Annotated in this window: 24 protein-coding genes; 12 read left to right on the plus strand and 12 right to left on the minus strand. The window is 58.2% G+C overall.

Features of this window, described 5'->3' with window-relative positions:
• The first annotated feature begins 62 nt into the window (after positions 1–62).
• Positions 63–701 (plus strand): ribonuclease T2, encoded by a 639-nt coding sequence (locus SIB38_RS21525; RefSeq protein ID WP_294112867.1) that lies wholly within the window; start codon positions 63–65, stop codon positions 699–701.
• A 3-nt stretch (positions 702–704) separates the two neighbouring features.
• On the opposite strand, the gene SIB38_RS21530 is transcribed toward SIB38_RS21525, so the two are convergent.
• The 6 genes from SIB38_RS21530 to SIB38_RS21555 all read right to left on the minus strand — a co-directional run bounded on the left by SIB38_RS21530 (position 705) and on the right by SIB38_RS21555 (position 3,762).
• Positions 705–1,088: a hypothetical protein gene (locus SIB38_RS21530; RefSeq protein WP_412551012.1), complete on the minus strand. Its 384-nt coding sequence runs from the start codon at positions 1,086–1,088 to the stop codon at positions 705–707.
• A 134-nt stretch (positions 1,089–1,222) separates the two neighbouring features.
• Positions 1,223–1,786 carry a F0F1 ATP synthase subunit B gene (locus SIB38_RS21535; RefSeq protein ID WP_412551013.1) on the minus strand — a complete coding sequence of 188 codons (564 nt, stop codon included), beginning with the start codon at positions 1,784–1,786 and terminating at the stop codon, positions 1,223–1,225.
• A gap of 5 nt (positions 1,787–1,791) precedes the next feature.
• Positions 1,792–2,334: a F0F1 ATP synthase subunit B' gene (locus SIB38_RS21540; protein ID WP_294112863.1), complete on the minus strand. Its 543-nt coding sequence runs from the start codon at positions 2,332–2,334 to the stop codon at positions 1,792–1,794.
• A gap of 86 nt (positions 2,335–2,420) precedes the next feature.
• Positions 2,421–2,645, minus strand: coding sequence for a F0F1 ATP synthase subunit C (locus SIB38_RS21545; RefSeq protein WP_058239626.1), 225 nt, complete (start codon positions 2,643–2,645; stop codon positions 2,421–2,423).
• Positions 2,646–2,698: 53 nt separating this feature from the next.
• Positions 2,699–3,406: a F0F1 ATP synthase subunit A gene (locus tag SIB38_RS21550; protein ID WP_412552072.1), complete on the minus strand. Its 708-nt coding sequence runs from the start codon at positions 3,404–3,406 to the stop codon at positions 2,699–2,701.
• A 53-nt stretch (positions 3,407–3,459) separates the two neighbouring features.
• Positions 3,460–3,762: an AtpZ/AtpI family protein gene (locus SIB38_RS21555; RefSeq protein WP_412552073.1), complete on the minus strand. Its 303-nt coding sequence runs from the start codon at positions 3,760–3,762 to the stop codon at positions 3,460–3,462.
• Positions 3,763–4,176: 414 nt separating this feature from the next.
• On the opposite strand from SIB38_RS21555, the gene SIB38_RS21560 reads away from it, so the two are divergent.
• A complete protein-coding gene (locus tag SIB38_RS21560) occupies positions 4,177–4,830 on the plus strand; it encodes an imm11 family protein (RefSeq protein ID WP_294112850.1) in 654 nt (217 codons plus the stop codon).
• A 72-nt stretch (positions 4,831–4,902) separates the two neighbouring features.
• On the opposite strand, the gene SIB38_RS21565 is transcribed toward SIB38_RS21560, so the two are convergent.
• Together SIB38_RS21565 and SIB38_RS21570 are read right to left on the minus strand one after the other, a co-directional pair.
• On the minus strand, positions 4,903–5,616 hold the full coding sequence (locus tag SIB38_RS21565; protein ID WP_412551014.1) for a deiodinase-like protein: 714 nt from the start codon (positions 5,614–5,616) through the stop codon (positions 4,903–4,905).
• Positions 5,609–6,064, minus strand: a complete 456-nt coding sequence (locus SIB38_RS21570; RefSeq protein ID WP_294112847.1) for a MarR family winged helix-turn-helix transcriptional regulator — start codon at positions 6,062–6,064, stop codon at positions 5,609–5,611. The genes SIB38_RS21565 and SIB38_RS21570 overlap by 8 nt, the downstream gene beginning before the upstream one ends.
• A 94-nt stretch (positions 6,065–6,158) precedes the next feature.
• Here SIB38_RS21570 and SIB38_RS21575 point away from each other — a divergent pair, with 94 nt between their 5' ends.
• Entirely contained in the window at positions 6,159–6,506 is a 348-nt protein-coding gene (locus SIB38_RS21575) for an ArsR/SmtB family transcription factor (RefSeq protein WP_294112846.1), read from the plus strand.
• Here SIB38_RS21575 and SIB38_RS21580 read toward each other — a convergent pair.
• The 3 genes from SIB38_RS21580 to SIB38_RS21590 form a co-directional block, all read right to left on the minus strand.
• Positions 6,472–6,972, minus strand: coding sequence for a ClbS/DfsB family four-helix bundle protein (locus SIB38_RS21580; protein ID WP_294112845.1), 501 nt, complete (start codon positions 6,970–6,972; stop codon positions 6,472–6,474). The two genes, SIB38_RS21575 and SIB38_RS21580, sit on opposite strands and share 35 nt — an antisense overlap.
• Positions 6,973–7,048: 76 nt before the next feature.
• The gene (locus SIB38_RS21585; protein ID WP_412551015.1) at positions 7,049–7,930 is read right to left on the minus strand and encodes a DMT family transporter; all 882 of its coding nucleotides are present in this window, start codon (positions 7,928–7,930) and stop codon (positions 7,049–7,051) included.
• On the minus strand, positions 7,927–8,811 hold the full coding sequence (locus tag SIB38_RS21590) for a LysR family transcriptional regulator (protein WP_294112842.1): 885 nt from the start codon (positions 8,809–8,811) through the stop codon (positions 7,927–7,929). Before SIB38_RS21590 ends, SIB38_RS21585 begins: the two co-directional genes overlap by 4 nt.
• A 128-nt stretch (positions 8,812–8,939) precedes the next feature.
• On the opposite strand from SIB38_RS21590, the gene SIB38_RS21595 reads away from it, so the two are divergent.
• Positions 8,940–9,485, plus strand: coding sequence for an FMN-dependent NADH-azoreductase (locus SIB38_RS21595; protein ID WP_294112840.1), 546 nt, complete (start codon positions 8,940–8,942; stop codon positions 9,483–9,485).
• A 63-nt stretch (positions 9,486–9,548) separates the two neighbouring features.
• Here SIB38_RS21595 and SIB38_RS21600 read toward each other — a convergent pair whose 3' ends face one another.
• Positions 9,549–10,085 (minus strand): prolyl-tRNA synthetase associated domain-containing protein, encoded by a 537-nt coding sequence (locus tag SIB38_RS21600; protein WP_412551016.1) that lies wholly within the window; start codon positions 10,083–10,085, stop codon positions 9,549–9,551.
• Between the two features lie 125 nt (positions 10,086–10,210).
• Between SIB38_RS21600 and SIB38_RS21605 the strand changes: the two genes are divergently transcribed.
• The 8 genes from SIB38_RS21605 (at position 10,211) to SIB38_RS21640 (ending at position 15,282) form a co-directional block, all read left to right on the plus strand.
• The gene (locus SIB38_RS21605; protein WP_294112836.1) at positions 10,211–10,705 is read left to right on the plus strand and encodes a hypothetical protein; all 495 of its coding nucleotides are present in this window, start codon (positions 10,211–10,213) and stop codon (positions 10,703–10,705) included.
• Positions 10,706–10,867: 162 nt separating this feature from the next.
• Positions 10,868–12,400 carry a signal recognition particle protein gene (gene ffh / locus SIB38_RS21610; RefSeq protein WP_294112834.1) on the plus strand — a complete coding sequence of 511 codons (1,533 nt, stop codon included), beginning with the start codon at positions 10,868–10,870 and terminating at the stop codon, positions 12,398–12,400.
• Positions 12,400–12,735: an NIPSNAP family protein gene (locus tag SIB38_RS21615; protein ID WP_412551017.1), complete on the plus strand. Its 336-nt coding sequence runs from the start codon at positions 12,400–12,402 to the stop codon at positions 12,733–12,735. The genes ffh and SIB38_RS21615 overlap by 1 nt, the downstream gene beginning before the upstream one ends.
• On the plus strand, positions 12,735–13,322 hold the full coding sequence (locus SIB38_RS21620; RefSeq protein WP_294112831.1) for a GNAT family N-acetyltransferase: 588 nt from the start codon (positions 12,735–12,737) through the stop codon (positions 13,320–13,322). The genes SIB38_RS21615 and SIB38_RS21620 overlap by 1 nt, the downstream gene beginning before the upstream one ends.
• Positions 13,319–13,870: a GNAT family N-acetyltransferase gene (locus SIB38_RS21625; RefSeq protein WP_412551018.1), complete on the plus strand. Its 552-nt coding sequence runs from the start codon at positions 13,319–13,321 to the stop codon at positions 13,868–13,870. Before SIB38_RS21620 ends, SIB38_RS21625 begins: the two co-directional genes overlap by 4 nt.
• Complete coding sequence (locus SIB38_RS21630; RefSeq protein WP_294112827.1) at positions 13,867–14,388, plus strand: GNAT family N-acetyltransferase; 522 nt, start codon at positions 13,867–13,869, stop codon at positions 14,386–14,388. Before SIB38_RS21625 ends, SIB38_RS21630 begins: the two co-directional genes overlap by 4 nt.
• Positions 14,388–14,993 carry a GNAT family N-acetyltransferase gene (locus SIB38_RS21635; RefSeq protein ID WP_412551019.1) on the plus strand — a complete coding sequence of 202 codons (606 nt, stop codon included), beginning with the start codon at positions 14,388–14,390 and terminating at the stop codon, positions 14,991–14,993. Before SIB38_RS21630 ends, SIB38_RS21635 begins: the two co-directional genes overlap by 1 nt.
• A complete protein-coding gene (locus SIB38_RS21640) occupies positions 14,986–15,282 on the plus strand; it encodes a chorismate mutase (protein ID WP_294112822.1) in 297 nt (98 codons plus the stop codon). Before SIB38_RS21635 ends, SIB38_RS21640 begins: the two co-directional genes overlap by 8 nt.
• Positions 15,283–15,347 lie beyond the last annotated feature (65 nt).

The raw sequence follows: 15,347 nt of genomic DNA on the forward strand, positions 1-15,347 counted from the left end.
GTTTCCGTTGTAGGGGAACTTGAGCCCGATATAGTGCGGCTGAACAAAAAAGGAAAGAGTGAATGCGTTCATTGCTGGGTATGGCCCTTGCCCTGTTGGTTTCTGGGCAGGCAATTGCCGACGGCGATAAAGCCGGTGAGTTTGACTATTACGTGCTCGCGCTGAGCTGGTCGCCAAACTGGTGCGCCATCGAAGGTGACGCCAAAGGCAGCCCGCAATGTGACGACAGCGAAGACTTCGGCTGGATCATGCACGGCCTCTGGCCACAGTACCACCGCGGCTGGCCGGATCACTGCACCACAGCAGAGCGCAACCCACCCCGCCATGTCACCAATTCCATGGCGGACATCATGGGCACGTCCGGATTGGCCTGGTACCAGTGGAAGAAGCACGGCACCTGTTCCGGCCTGTCCGGCGAAGATTACTTCACCACCGCGCGCAAAGCTTATGAGAGCATCACGCGTCCGGCCGTATTCCGCAAACTGGACAAAACCGTGAAACTGCCTGCCTCGGTGGTGGAGGACGCCTTCCTAAAGGCCAACCCACAGCTTGAACCCGACATGCTGACCATCACCTGTCGCGACAGCTTCATTCAAGAAGCCCGCGTGTGCCTCTCCAAAGACCTGGAACCCGTGCCTTGCGGTCGCGACGTGATCAAAGACTGCACGCTGCCCAACGCGCGCTTTGACCCCGTCCGTTAAGCCTTAGACCTTATTGATGCGCAGAGCGCCATTGCGGGCCTCTGCGCATTTTTGTGCGGAAAACGCGGCGCTGGCTGCACTGGTGTTCACAGCTTTCACCGTGCCCGCGCTCCGGCGCATGTAAAACGGCACGAAGCCTTCTGCGATGCCAGACCGCGCCATGGCATTCATCTCGCCACAATAGACCCGATCGCCATTGCTCAGCGCCATAATTTCGAAGTTCTGGAACCGCGCCTTCCCCGGCAATTCGGTCTGAACCGCAAGTTGGTTTTTGGCCCAAAACACCTCTCCCGGCTCCAACGGCGCGGATTTGGTTGACACTTTGGTGGTGCCGCCGGAACAGCCGGTCGCGGCTGCGATCACCAGAAAAATTGCCACTTTATGCATACCTAAACTCCCAGGACGTGCCTCTGTTGGCCAAAGAAACACCACGAGAATGCGGCTGAAAGGCGGCAGAAATGCAGAAAACCCGGCCCATTCAGGACCGGGTTTTCTTAAACTTGTTCAGACAGTCAGCAGGCTTAGTGCAGCTTGGCGTCTACTTCAGAGATACCAGCATCGATCAGCTTGTTGGCTTGCGCCGCTGTCATTTTCTGGGAAATCACGTCACGAGCTGCACCGATGGCGACAACAACCGCCTGATCGCGTACTTCCTTGACGGCCGCGGCTTCTGCCGAGGCAATCTGATCTTCCGCTGCGGCCAGACGGCGCGCGATGCAAGCTTCCAGATCGACTTTCGCCTGATCAGCCGCCGCCTGAGCTTCGCTTTTCGCTTGCTCTACGATGCGGGCAGCTTGCTCCTGCACTTCTTTCTGTTTGCGCTCATAAGACGCCAGAACCGTCTGGGCTTCCTCACGCAGGGCGCGGGCTTCGTCCAGTTCGGATTTGATGTCGTCTGCACGCTTGTCCAGCAGGCCAGCCAGAATGGATGGCACTTTGAAGTACAGCAGGATCGCAACAAACAGGATGAAACCCAATGTCACGATGAAGTCGGTGTTGCGCAGCGAGAAGAACGGGCCGCTTGCGGCCAGCGCCGGGGTGGCGCTCAGCGCCATGACAGCTGCAACTGTGGTCAGTTTACGCATATGTCTTAGCCCTTCATCTGCGCATCAACGGCTTTCGCCACATCTGCGTCTTCGGCTTTGCCACCCAGGGTGGACACCAGTTCAGCAGTGGTCGCGTTGGCCACGTCTTTGATGCTTTCCAGCGCACCGGCACGGATCTCGGCAATCGCCTTCTCCGACTCGGCAGCCTTCGCTGCAATTTCTGCGTCCGCCTTTTCGGTGGCCGCGTTCAGATCAGCCTGGATTTCCGCTTTGGCTGCGGCAACAATGTTTGCTGCTTCAGCTTTGGCGTCGGCGAGGGCTTTGTTGTAAGCCTCTTCCGCTTCCACGGCCTTCGCCTTCAGCTCTTCAGCTGCGGCGATGTCATTTGTAATGGTCCCCTGACGCTCCGCCAGAACCGCGGCAATGCGCGGCAGCGCGATGCGCGACAGGACGAAGTAGATCACAACAAGTGTGACCAGAAGCCAGAAAATCTGGTTACCCCAGCTTGAGAAATCAAGCTGTGGCATGCCCGATGCAGAGGCGGCCTCTGCTGCGTGGCCTGCGGCGTCAGTCGTTTTGGTCGCCATGTCGTCCTCCTGGGAACTTCCGTTGGGTTACGGGCGGGGCGCAAGCAAGTGCGCCCGCACCCGCACGTAAGGATGGTTCCGTAGGCTTAGACGGCGAACATCAGCAGCAGAGCAACCAGGAACGAGAAGATGCCCAGTGCTTCCGCAAACGCGATGCCGATGAAGAGAGTTGCAGTCTGGGAAGCAGCTGCGGATGGGTTGCGCAGTGCGCCTGCCAGGAAGTTGGCTGCAACGTTACCAACACCCAGTGCTGCGATGCCAGTACCCAAGCCTGCGATGCCTGCGCCGATGTGTGCGAGTTGACCTTCCATTGGTATATCTCCTTACGATTGGAAGTTAATAGGTATGTGTGAGAGTTCGGACCTTAGTGGGAAGGATGCAGCGCATCTTTCAGATACACACAGGTCAGAATGGTAAAGACGTAGGCCTGGATGAAGGCCACCAGGACCTCAAGGCCGTACATTGCGGTGATCGCGACGATGGACACCGGGCTGACCACAGCAATCGCGGCGAAGCCTGCGAAAACCTTGATCACGGCGTGGCCCGCCATAACGTTACCTGCAAGACGAATGCTATGGCTTACTGGACGTACGAAGTAGGAAATCACTTCGATGATCGCCAGCACAGGACGCAGTGCCAGAGGCGCGCTGGACACCCAGAACAGGCCCAGGAAGGCCGCGCCGTTTTTCACGAAGCCGACAACAGTCACGGTCACGAACACCAGCAGAGCCAGACCGATGGTCACAGCGAAGTGCGAGGTGGTGGTGAAGGACATTGGCAGCAGGCCAAGGAAGTTCGCCATCACGATGAACATGAACAGGGTCATGATATAGGGGAAGAACTTCACAGCGTCTTTGCCGGCCACGTCTTCCACCATCTTGTAGATGAAGCCATAGGCCAACTCGCCGATGGACTGACCACGGCTTGGGATGATCGCGCGACGGCGGGTGCCGACAACCATCATCGCCACAACGGCGATCACGGCCAGCGCCATCCACAGGGTCACGTTGGTGATGGTGAACAGGCCAATGTGGTCACCGCCAAACAGCGGTTTCACCAGAAACTGGTCCATTGGGTGGAATTCCAGACCGCCTTGTTCCGCGCCGTGTGCTTCGCTTGCCACGTTCAATCCCTCTCGTCTCTCTCAGCGGCATCCGCCGCTTGTTTCTCTTCGATCTCTTTGGCGCTGTGCAGCATCGTTTTGATGCCTGCCGCCAGACCGAGCATTGTAAACAGCACCAGAAAGATCGGGATCGTCCCGAACAGGCTGTCCAGCCCGTATCCGATGCCAAATCCGATCCCAAGACCGGAAACCATTTCGATCACCATGCGCCAGGCCAGATTGGCTGCCGAATAGTGTTCATCAGCGCGGGGCTTTGGGTCCTGGGCCTTCTTGGCCGCTGCGATCCGGTCCTCCAGACGTTTCATCTGGTCTTTGTGGTCGGTCTCGCTCACGCGCAATTTACCCCTTGCTAACGTTGGCGCATTGCTACGGTGCAGCACGGCCTGAGTCAATCCGTGAATCGGTGCCGCGACAATTCACGTAAGGCATTGAAAATAAATACTAGTGACGCCATACTCACTAAAACAACGCAGACCAATTGTAGGCCATCGCCCCGCATCGCGACCGTTTGGCGATATTCAACGAATTGGTTGATCTTTGCTGCCTTGCTTCTCTGGCACACCTTTCACAAGCACCACTCGAGCACGACTTGCAAAAGCTCCACGCACTGTGAAAGGTTCGCGACAAAGGGTAGAGCTATCACTCTGCAACAAGCCAAACACTCCAAGACAGGGAACTTTAAGTTGGCGCATGAAAAAGTCTGGGATTCGTGTTTTCTTATGGACGCATCAATCGTCGCACATGTGACTTTGCATCTTCCCGGATCTGACGAGCATCCAGATCCTCTGGCGCACTCGGTCGATTTCGCAAAACGCTACAGCTATGTTTTGCCCGCTAACTTACTCGAATCTCGACCAGACATTACCACCGAAGAATATCCAGACTACATGTACTACACCTATCAAGACGCGCAGCAGCAGCTGTCTAATTCGAAAGACGTCTTCGAGGCAAAAGACGGGCTGCTTGTCGTGAGTGGTGCCATGCATGACCTTCTTCAGAAATGCAATCTTGGTGTTACTCGGTTACACGAGGTACCTTTGAGGCAACATGACCAAAGGACCCCAGTCGAGGGACGTTGGTACTTCCTGCACATCCGCGAAAATCGAAACTGCCTGATCCCCGAAAAATCAACCGGGGTTGAGCCTTCAATGATTGCAAACCAATGGTATGTAAAACCAGACATCTGGAGCGACGATCCAAATGAGGCGTTTCAGCTCTGTATCGATCCAACAGCGGCGGCAGACTTGGATCTATGGCGCGACAACCGGGCGGAACGCGTCGTCTTTTTCTCCGACCGTCTGAAAGAAGCCATCGAAAGAGCGGGGCTCAGCTTCAAAAGCGGAAATGATTTTCGCGCCTGCAAGGTTGTTTGATCCAACTGGGCATAGAGCCTTCGATGCAAAAATCATTGCCGATCACAACTCAACGATTTGGTTGATCTTCGCTTAACAGCTGTGATCCGGCGCAATCCCAACGTCCTGCCCACGCAGGATCCGCCAGTTGCGTTTGATCAGGTTTTTCCAGATCAGCGTTGGCAGACCACGGAAGAAATCCGACGTCGCCCCCTTGCCTCCGCGAAACAGCGTCCGCAACGCCACCCAGGGCGGCACCGGTTTGAACAGCGCCTTTGCCACTGCTGGCTGCCCGACGCTGATCTGCGCAAGCGCGCGCTCCACCGCCTTGGGATTGTTCCAATCGGTGAACCACAACACACAGCCCTTCTGGTTGATGATGAACACGGAGTTCGGGTAGCCGCCAAAGGCCTGATGCGCCGTGCCGTTCTCGTCATCAATCAGGATCAACCGCCCTTCCGCATCTTCTCGCAACGCGGTCGCGCAGTCTGTCTTGTCCTGCTGGGAAGTATGCGCCGGAATCTTTGCGCCAGGATGCGCTTCCCGCACATAAAGAACGCGAAAATCACAGTTGGCATACTGCGCCCGCAACCGCGCCATGCCCTCGCGGCGTCCTTGGAACAATGGACAGGTCAGGCTGCCCATTTCCAGCACAAGGAAGTCCCCCTCAAAATCCAACAGCCGCTGGTCAATCCAATCCGCCGTTTGCAGCGTGAAGTCCGGTGCCTTATCGCCCGGCATCGGCCCCGCAAAGCGGTCCAGATCGTACGCTTCGGTTTTGAACTCGGTGTAATTGTAATCAGACATCATCGTTTCCTTTCAATGAGGCATCGCTGAGGTTCTCAAACATCCGTTGCAACACAGAAGCGGCAACGCGCTGCTCCTCAGCACTGATCCCGACACTGACTTGCGCAATCAACTGATCCGCCAAGGCGCTCATCTGCGACAGAGCCGCGCGCCCTTCCCCGGTCAGCTCCAAGTTCAACCGCCGCCGGTCCTTTGCATCCGGCGTACGTTGAACCCAGCCCTTGCCCACCAACTTGTCGGCAAGGCGCGACACCGTTGTGCGATCCCGCAGCGTCGCCGCACTCAACGCGGTTGTCGGCTGCGGGCCCGCCGCCAAAAACCGCAAAGACGCCCAGTCCTCTGCTGTCGCCGCGAGGCCGTTGTCTTCAAACCTTGTGGTCAGTTCTTTCCGAGCCGCGAAGCCCAATCGATTGACCCAGTAAAGCGGGAGTGTGTCAGGTGCTTTCATATATGTGTATTTAGCACTTATTGCTAAATGCACGCAATGACGTGATTGTCGCACCTCATTGACCCCACCGGCTCTCACCCGCTAGGCAGGGCGCATGTCAAACACTCTGGACACCGTCTTCTCTGCCCTCGCCGACCCAACACGGCGCGAAATTCTCAATATGTTGCTTGAGGATGATATGGCTGTGACCGATGTGGCGGAGCCGTTTGACATATCCCTTGCCGCCATTTCCAAGCACCTGATGATTCTCACTAAGGCCGGTTTGATCTCTCAGGAAAAGCGCGGTCGGGTAAAATGGTGCAAACTGGAGCCAGACGCGCTGCGTGCCGCTTCCGTCTGGATGCAGGGCTTTGGCCAATTTGAGCCCGTCAATCTGGATGCCTTTGAACGGTTCCTGGAAACCGAGCTTACGCCGCCACCTGGCGCAGACACGCCCGAATAAACTTCGCCGCAGAGCGGTAGTGCGACGAGGCAGCCGCCTCGGCCCAGCGCCCGGTGGTCCAGTTGTTGTTGCCACCCTTCATCGGCTTGCCATAGAGCGCCTCTTGGTCCAGCCCGTCAATCAAGCGATGCCAGCGCAAATGCGCGGCTTCAAACTCGGCTTTGGCTGTGCTCCAATCCACATCCTGATGCTTGGCCAACAGATCCGCGTTGTACGCTTTAAGCTGGTTCCACTTATACCCCGGCGCCGGAAAAGCCACGGGCTTGCCCGCTTGCCCATCGGCATACCAACCCAAAAACAGATCAATCCAATGCGCCCGATGCACCAACACATCGCGCATACTCCAATTGTCTTCATACTGAAGAAGCGCTGTGTCCGCTGGCACCGTTTCTATAACTTTTTGGAGCTTAGAGAATTCCTTGTCGGCAATGGCCAACAAATCCTCTTTTGTCGTGGCTGCAGGCATATCAATCCTCCCGCGTCAGGATAGCCTCCTACGCACAGCTTGTCTTTGACGCGTGTCATAGCGCGGTCAAAAACTCTTACCCCTCATTTTCCAGCAGCATCCAAAGCGCGACACAAGTCAGGCCAATCCCAACCAGCACAAAGCCACTGGGCGCCCCATGCCCCAGACCAATCTCCCACAGGATCACCCAACTGGGCACCAGATAGGTGTAGGCCATGACTTTGGCACTGGGCAGATGCAGCGTCGCAAACTGCAACAACACAAAGGTGGCTGCAGAAGCAAACACCGCCAGATAGACAATTGTCCCCCAGACCAGCGGTTCCAGCGCCAACCAGTCCGTCGTCCACAGGTCGCGCCATCCCACCCCGGTCAGGATCACTAAGCCCGCGATCAACGTGCCAAAGGTGAAAACCACCGGCGCCTCACCGCGATTCAGCTTGCGCACCATCGGCGTATAAAGCGCGTGTAACATGCAGCCCCAGAAATAGTAGATTTCCCCCTGCCCAACCTCAAACCGCAGAAACGCCTGCCAATCCGCCCGGAAAATCACCCACAACGCGCCGACAGCGCCAATACCCAGCGCAACAAACATGCGTTTGGTGGTGATCTGGCGCAGCAACACCCAACCAAAGCCTGCCGACATCAACGGTGTCAGTGTGAAAACGGCAGCCGTGCTCACCGGATGGGCCGTTTTTAGCCCCTCAAACATCAGCACAAAGTAACCGGCAAACAGCCCCCCTAGGATCAAGTACCGCCAGGGCGCCCGCCACGCAGAGGCCGGCAATCCCTTGGTCGCCAACGCCGCCACGCCAATCACCCCGGCCGCGATCAGAAACCGCACCGCATTAAGCGCCGCAGGCTCCACCGCATTGGCGCTCATCGATCCAAGCGAAAACGAGCCGGCCACCAAAGCGGAGAACAGCAACATGGCCAAATGGCCGCGAAGATGGAGGTTCATCGTGGGGCGGTCCAATCCTGCGCGCGCTCCTTCAGGAACGCCAAGAACGTCTGCACTTTAATGGTGCGGTGCAAATCTACGTGGGTGATCAAGCGCACATTGATGTCCCATTCCGGCTTGGGGGCCATCACCTGCTGCATCGGCTCGGTTGCCTCCACATCCCAAACCGGCAGGAACCCCAGCCCAGCCCCAGACCGAATAGCCGCCGCAATCGCCCGATCCGACGTTGAGCGGAACACGACGTTTTCCCGCGGCACGTGGGTTTTGAGCCAACGATAAAATGGCGCGCGGCTGTCGGGATTGTCATGCCCCGCAAAGCGGTGGTTCACCAAATCCGCCTCATCTTTGGGCGCACCATGCTGGGCAATATAGCTGTCCGCGCCATAAAGCCCGGCCGGCAACTGCGCCAGTTTTTGCACGACATTGTCTGGCTGCACCTCACCATCGCCAGCACGAATGGCCACATGCGCCTCACCATATTCCAACCGGAATACGCGATCCCCGGTCAGAAACCGCACCAGCAAACCCGGATGCGCCGCCTGAAAATCCGCCAGAATCGGCGCCACCAACGGGGCAAACCCGCCAAGCGCCGTCACCACCAGCTCGCCGGAGACATCCGCACCGCGTCCCTTAATGCGTCCTTCGAGCTGACCAAACTGATCGTCGGTGGTCTGCGCCACCCGCATCAGGTCTTCACCCGCCTCCGTGGCCGTATAGCCCCGGGCATGACGCTGAAACAGTTTCACCCCCAGCTGAGCTTCCAACGCATCAATGTGCCGGATCACCGTCGCATGGTGCACGCCCAGCACCTCTGCGGCGCCGCTCACCGTCCCCTGCCGCGCCACCTGAAACGCTGTGCGCACCTCATCCCAGTTTTTCATATCCCAACCTCAAAAACCATTTTGTGCATTTTCAAACACTACATGCGCATTAGTTGCGATTGTGTGTGAAATTGCAATAGCCCATCTTCCACTCAATCACAGACGCAACCCCTCACGGACACAAAGACATGACACACACCGTTCTGCACATCGACACCTCCGCCCGCTTCACCGACTCCGCCTCCCGCGCTGCCTCCGCCGCACTCGTGACAGAGCAAAACGCCAGCCACGTGATCCGCCGTGATCTCTCCGAAACCACGCTGCCATTCCTGGATGAAGGCTTTGCCCAAGCCACCTTCACCCCACCAGAAGCCCGCACCGAGGCTCAGAAGGAAGCGCTCGCAACATCCGACACTCTGGTGGCCGAACTGCAAGCCGCCGACACCCTTGTCATCGGCGTCGCCATGTACAACTTCTCCATCCCGGCCAGCCTCAAGGCCTGGATCGACCAGATCGCCCGCGCCGGTGTGACCTTCGCCTATACCGAGACCGGCCCCAAAGGCCTGCTGGAGGGCAAAAAGGCGGTTATCACCATCGCCTCCGGCGGCACAGAGGTGGGCTCCTACATCGACTTTGCCTCGGGCTACCTGCGCTTTGTGCTGGGCTTTGTCGGCATCACCGATGTGACCATCCTCAACAAAGACGGCGCCGAAGTGGCCGCGAAGGCCGCCTAAGCTTCTTCTTGCCAAAAATATCCTGGGGGAGTCACATCCACGATGTGACGGGGGCAACGCCCCCTACCCCAGCTCCAGCATCTCAGGCGCCACGCCAAGGCGCTCAAAAAACACCCAAAGATCGCTGACATCCATCGCCACCGTGCGATCATTCACCAGCGGATGCATGTAAATCTTGTCGGCCTCTTTCACGGCTGCATCAATAAAGAACCGCACGCCCGCCTCGGCCCCATTGATCATCGCCAAAGGCGTCACCGCACCGGGCCGCACGCCTAGGTTCTGCAACAACCGATCAGCCGACCCAAACGACAATCCGCCCACGCCCAACTGTTTGCCCAAGGCCTTCAGATCGATCTCCCGATCCTGCTCCAGCGTCACCAGATAATTGCGCTTCTTCTTGTCCCGCAGATACAGGTTCTTGACGCGAAACGCCGCCTCGCCGGGCACCTCCATCGCCGCCTCAACCGCCTTGGCATCCTCCACCGTGCGCAGCGGCACATGTTCATGCAGCACGTACCCCAGCCCCCAGTCTTTCAGCTGCGCCAAAAGCGCATCCGAACTCACCGGCAACGTGTCCTGAAACTCAGATGATGCGTCCATTGGTTTTGCTGCCTTTGTTGTACCTGCCTAGCTTGATCGATCACGCATTCCATTTCTTTGCAACCCGGTGCCCACTAAACCCTTGAATTTTTCGCAACCTCAATGCGAACACTACACCTATGAGAGTGACCCATAATTCCTCTGAAGGTTTGAGCTTTGAAGCTGGCCCGTCCTGGAGCGCCCTTCCAGTTTGCGGCTTTTGGTTCGCGATGGTCTGGCTATTTGACAAAAGCCTCTTCGACGAACGGTCTCTTACTTTCTACTGTTTTGCTTTCGCTTTTTCAGCAGTAGGTGTGCACGGTATCTATGGCGCTCTGCAACACAAGACACTGTCTCTAAACCCAAGTCCCGGCAAAGTTACCCTGCGGAGGAGAACGCTGCTTGGCGTACGAGAAGAAGAATACCCTTTAGCGGACCTTAAGGCTGCGAAGTTTTCAAGAAAGGAAACTGAGGACGGTAGGCGATTTCTTCTTCATTTGTGTTTTTACAACCAATCTCCTGCCTACCTTCGTCTTGCGCTCAGTGGCGCAGAAGAAAAACTGCACGAAGAGATCACCACAACCATCAACACCTGGCTCGCAAACCACGTGCCTGTTGACTCTCCACCCCCACAGGCGTAAACGCGCAGCACTTCCGGGAGTCCGTCAAACTTCCGGTCCCTTGGCCTATGTGCCGGGATCGCCCCCCCGTCAGCGAGTTTCGCCCACGGGGGACATTGGCGTTTGGGCGGCTCATCCCTATGTTTGGGCCAGATTTGAAACGGTGATAAGGAGCCGGTAGCGATGTTTGAAAATCTAAGCGAACGCCTCTCTGGTGTCTTTGACCGCCTGACCAAACAAGGTGCGCTGTCGGAGGACGACGTAAAAACCGCCCTGCGCGAGGTGCGCGTTGCCCTTCTGGAAGCTGACGTCTCGCTGCCCGTCGCCCGCGACTTTGTCAAAGCCGTACAGGAAAAAGCCACCGGTCAGGCTGTCACCAAATCCGTGACCCCGGGCCAGCAGGTTGTGAAAATCGTCCACGACGCGCTGAAAGACGTGCTCGCAGGGGACGAAAACGCCGAACCCGGCACGCTCAAAATCGACAGCCCGCCCGCGCCGATCCTGATGGTGGGTCTGCAGGGCTCTGGTAAGACCACCACCACCGGTAAGCTTGCCAAGCGCCTGACCGAGAAAGACGGCAAGCGCGTGCTGATGGCCTCGCTCGACATCTACCGCCCGGCCGCGATGCAGCAGTTGCAGGTGCTGGGCACCCAGATCGGCGTCGACACCCTGCCAATTGTGCCGGGTGAGTCCGCCGTACAGATCGCCAAACGCGCCAAGCAACAGGCGACCCTGGGCGGCTATGACGTCTACATGCTCGACACCGCCGGTCGTTTGCAGATCGACGAAGTCCTGATGAAAGAGGTCGAGGACGTGCGCGACGTGGTCAATCCACGCGAAACGCTTCTCGTGGTTGACGGCCTCACCGGTCAAGTCGCTGTGGAAGTGGCCGAAGAGTTTGACGGCAAAATCGGCATCTCCGGCGTGGTCCTGACCCGTATGGACGGTGACGGCCGTGGCGGTGCCGCGCTCTCGATGCGCGCCGTGACCGGCAAGCCCATCAAATACGTCGGCCTCGGCGAAAAGATGGACGCGCTCGAAACCTTCGAGGCCGACCGGATCGCAGGCCGTATCCTGGGCATGGGCGACATCGTTGCTCTGGTTGAGAAAGCTCAGGAAACCATCGAGGCCGAGCAAGCCGAGAAGATGATGAAGCGCTTCCAAAAAGGCCGCTTCAACATGAACGACATGAAAATGCAGCTCGAGCAGATGCAGAAAATGGGTGGCATGGAAGGCATGATGGGCATGCTGCCTGGCATGGCCAAAATGGCCAAAGGCGTTCAGGACGCTGGCTTTGACGACAAGATGATCTTGCGTCAGATCGCCATGATCCAGTCCATGACCAAAAAGGAACGCGCCAACCCGCAACTCCTGCAAGCCTCCCGCAAAAAGCGGATCGCCAAAGGCTCCGGCATGGAGGTCTCCGACCTCAACAAACTTCTGAAAATGCAGCGCCAGATGGCCGACATGATGAAGAAGATGGGCAAAATGGGCAAAGGCGGCATGCTGAAACAGGCCATGAAAGGCATGGTTGGCAAAGGCGGCGCGGACATGGCCAACATGGACCCGACCCAAATGGACCCAAAACAGCTTGAAGCCGCAGCCAAAGCGCTTGGCGGCAAAGGCGGCCTGCCCGGTGGACTTGGCGGCCTCGGTGGCATGGGTGGCGGCATGGGCTTGCCGTCCGGCCTCTCCGGATTCGGGAAAAAGAAATAATGATCACCTGCACCCTCACATATGAGATCGACCCAAATCAGGTCGCGGCCTTTGAGGCCTACGCCAAGGTGTGGATTGGTCTGGTCAACCGGATGGGCGGCACCCATCACGGCTATTGGCTGCCATCTGAGGGGGCCAATGACGTGGCCTATGCGATGTTCTCTTACCCATCTCTGGCGGCCTATGAAGCGTATCGTGCGGCGTCGATGCAAGATGAAGAGTGCCAAAAAGCCTTTGCTTTTGCACAGAAAACCGGCTGCATCCGCCGCTACGACCGCACCTTCACACGGCCGGTGCTCGACGCCGCACCCGTCGAGGCATTGGACGCGTTCTGATGGCCCTGCACACCACATATCCCTGGGAGGCTCCTGCCACCGGACCTGCCGCCGCACAGGCGACGCAGATGGAAATGTGTGTGCCCACACTTGAGACGCCACGACTGTCGTTGCGCCCGATGCGCCTGTCGGATTTCTCCACCTTCCACGCCATTCTTTCCAGCGAACGTGCGGTCTTTATGGACGGCCCGATTGACCGAGAAGAAGCCTGGGCCGAGTTCACCCAATGTGTGAGCGGCTGGATGCTGCGCGGTGTTGGCTACTTCGCCATCGTGAAAGGCGACACCGGTGCCATTCTGGGCTTTGTGGGTCTGGGCATGGAGTTTGGCGACCAGGAGCATGAACTGGGCTACTTTCTCACCGAAGACGCCGAAGGCTTTGGCTACGCGACAGAGGCCGCCGAGGCCGTGCGCGATTTTGGTTTGGGCCAGATGGAACTGCCATCCTTGGTCAGCTACATCGACCTGCCCAACACGCAATCTGCCGCCGTCGCCGAACGCCTCGGTGCCAAACGCGATGCGAATGCCGAAGCCATGTTTGACGAGCCGGTTCAGGTCTGGCGTCACCAGCTGGAGGCCTACGCATGATGCGCTATGAGATCCCCCAGCTTGAAACCGAGCGCCTGATCCTGCGCGAGCACCGTGAAGACGACATCGCCGCCGAGATCGCCTTTTACGCCACCGATGCCTCTCAATTTGTGGGCGGCCCCAAATCCCCGGAAGACACCTGGCGCTACATCTCCATGATGATGGGGCATTGGGCGTTGCGCGGGTTTGGCTTTTGGGCGTTGGAAGACAAAGACACAGGCACCTACCAAGGCCGTGTTGGCCTGTGGTATCCACATGGCTGGCGTGAACGCGAAATCGGCTGGATTCTGATGCCATCCGCCACTGGCAAAGGCTATGCGACTGAGGCGGCACAAGCCGCACGGGCTCACGCCTATGACGTTTTGGGCTGGGAGACGGCCATCTCTCAAATCGCGGTAACAAACCACGCCTCCAAAGCAGTGGCCAAACGTTTGGGCGCGGTGATGGAAGAGACCTATGACGCTGGCGACGCTTATGGCGAAATAGAGGTCTGGCGTCATCCAGCCCCTGCCGACCTGGTCAATGGCGGTATGGAGGCCTACGCATGAGCCTCGCCCTGAACATCCCCGTGATCGAAACTGAGCGCCTGCGCCTGCGCAGCCACCGCGAAGACGACCTTGATGTGATCGCGGATTTCTTTGCCGATGACCGCAGCGCTTTTGTTGGCGGCCCCAAAGACCGCGCCGAAAGCTGGCGTGTGATTTCTGGCGCTCTGGGTCATTGGGCCCTGCGCGGCTACGGCATGTGGTTGGTGGCTGACAAAGCAACCGACGCGCCGATTGGCGGCGTTGGCTTCCTCAACCCGGAAGGTTGGGACGAAGCGGAACTTGGCTGGCACGTCTTCAACGGCCACGAAGGCAAAGGCTACGCTTACGAGGCGGCCGCCGCAGCCAAATCTTATGGTGCCGAACATTTCGGCATCCCCGCCCCGATCAGCTACATCGCACCAGCGAACACCCGCTCCGTTGCCTTGGCCACACGCCTTGGCGCCACTTACGAGCGTGACGGCGAAGTTCTTGGAAACGCGTGCCACATCTACCGCCACAGCAAAGCGGAGGCCGCCTGATGCCCACCAAAACCATTCCAATCCTTGAAACCAAACGTCTGGTCCTGCGCGGGCCGGAACCTGAGGATTACCCAAACTTCAAGGCCACCTTCGCCTCCTACCGCTCCCGCTTCATGGGCGGTCCGCTGAATGCCTATGAGACCTGGATGCTTTATGCGGCCGAAATCGGCCACTGGAACATCCGCGGCTACGGCATGTGGATGATCCACGACAAAGAGACCGACGAAACGCTCGGCATGGCCGGTGGCTGGTTCCCCGCCAAATGGCCGGAGCGTGAAATCGCCTGGATCATCTGGCCCGACAAAGCTGGCCACGGCTACGCGCTGGAAGCCACCCATGCGGTGCGCCGCTATTTCTACAACGAGCTCGGCTGGGACGGGGCTGTGTCCTACATCGACCCGAAAAACCTCGACTCGATCCGCCTGGCCGAGCGCCTCGGCGCCGTGAAAGACAAATCCGCACCATCGGTGGACGGGCATGACGTGGTCTATCGCCACCCTGCACCCGACGCGCTGGCCTCCTCTCAGATTGGCGACGCCATCGAGATGGAAATCAGCCACTACGCCGACCCGATGTTCAAACCGAAAGGCTACGCTCTTGACTGACGACACCCAACGCGCCGCCGACTTGTTGAAGGGCTACCGCGACAGCATCGACCGCCTCGACGCGATCCTCGTCTACACCTTGGGCGAGCGGTTCAAAGCCACGCAGGCTGTTGGCAAGCTCAAAGCCGAACACGACCTTCCCCCGTCCGATCCGGATCGCGAAGCGAAACAGATCGCACGTCTTGAAGATCTTGCGAAGAAGGCCGATCTGGACCCTGAATTCGCCAAGAATTTCCTGAATTTCATCATTGCTGAGGTCATTCAGCACCACAAGAAACATCAGGAATAACAAACCGTTGAGCAGGGCTGCCCCTGTTCTTCGACACCAACCCGCACCGCACTGGTGCAACACTC

It is taken from the genome of Shimia sp. MIT910701, assembly GCF_047126315.1.
Taxonomy (GTDB): Bacteria; Pseudomonadota; Alphaproteobacteria; order Rhodobacterales; family Rhodobacteraceae; genus Shimia.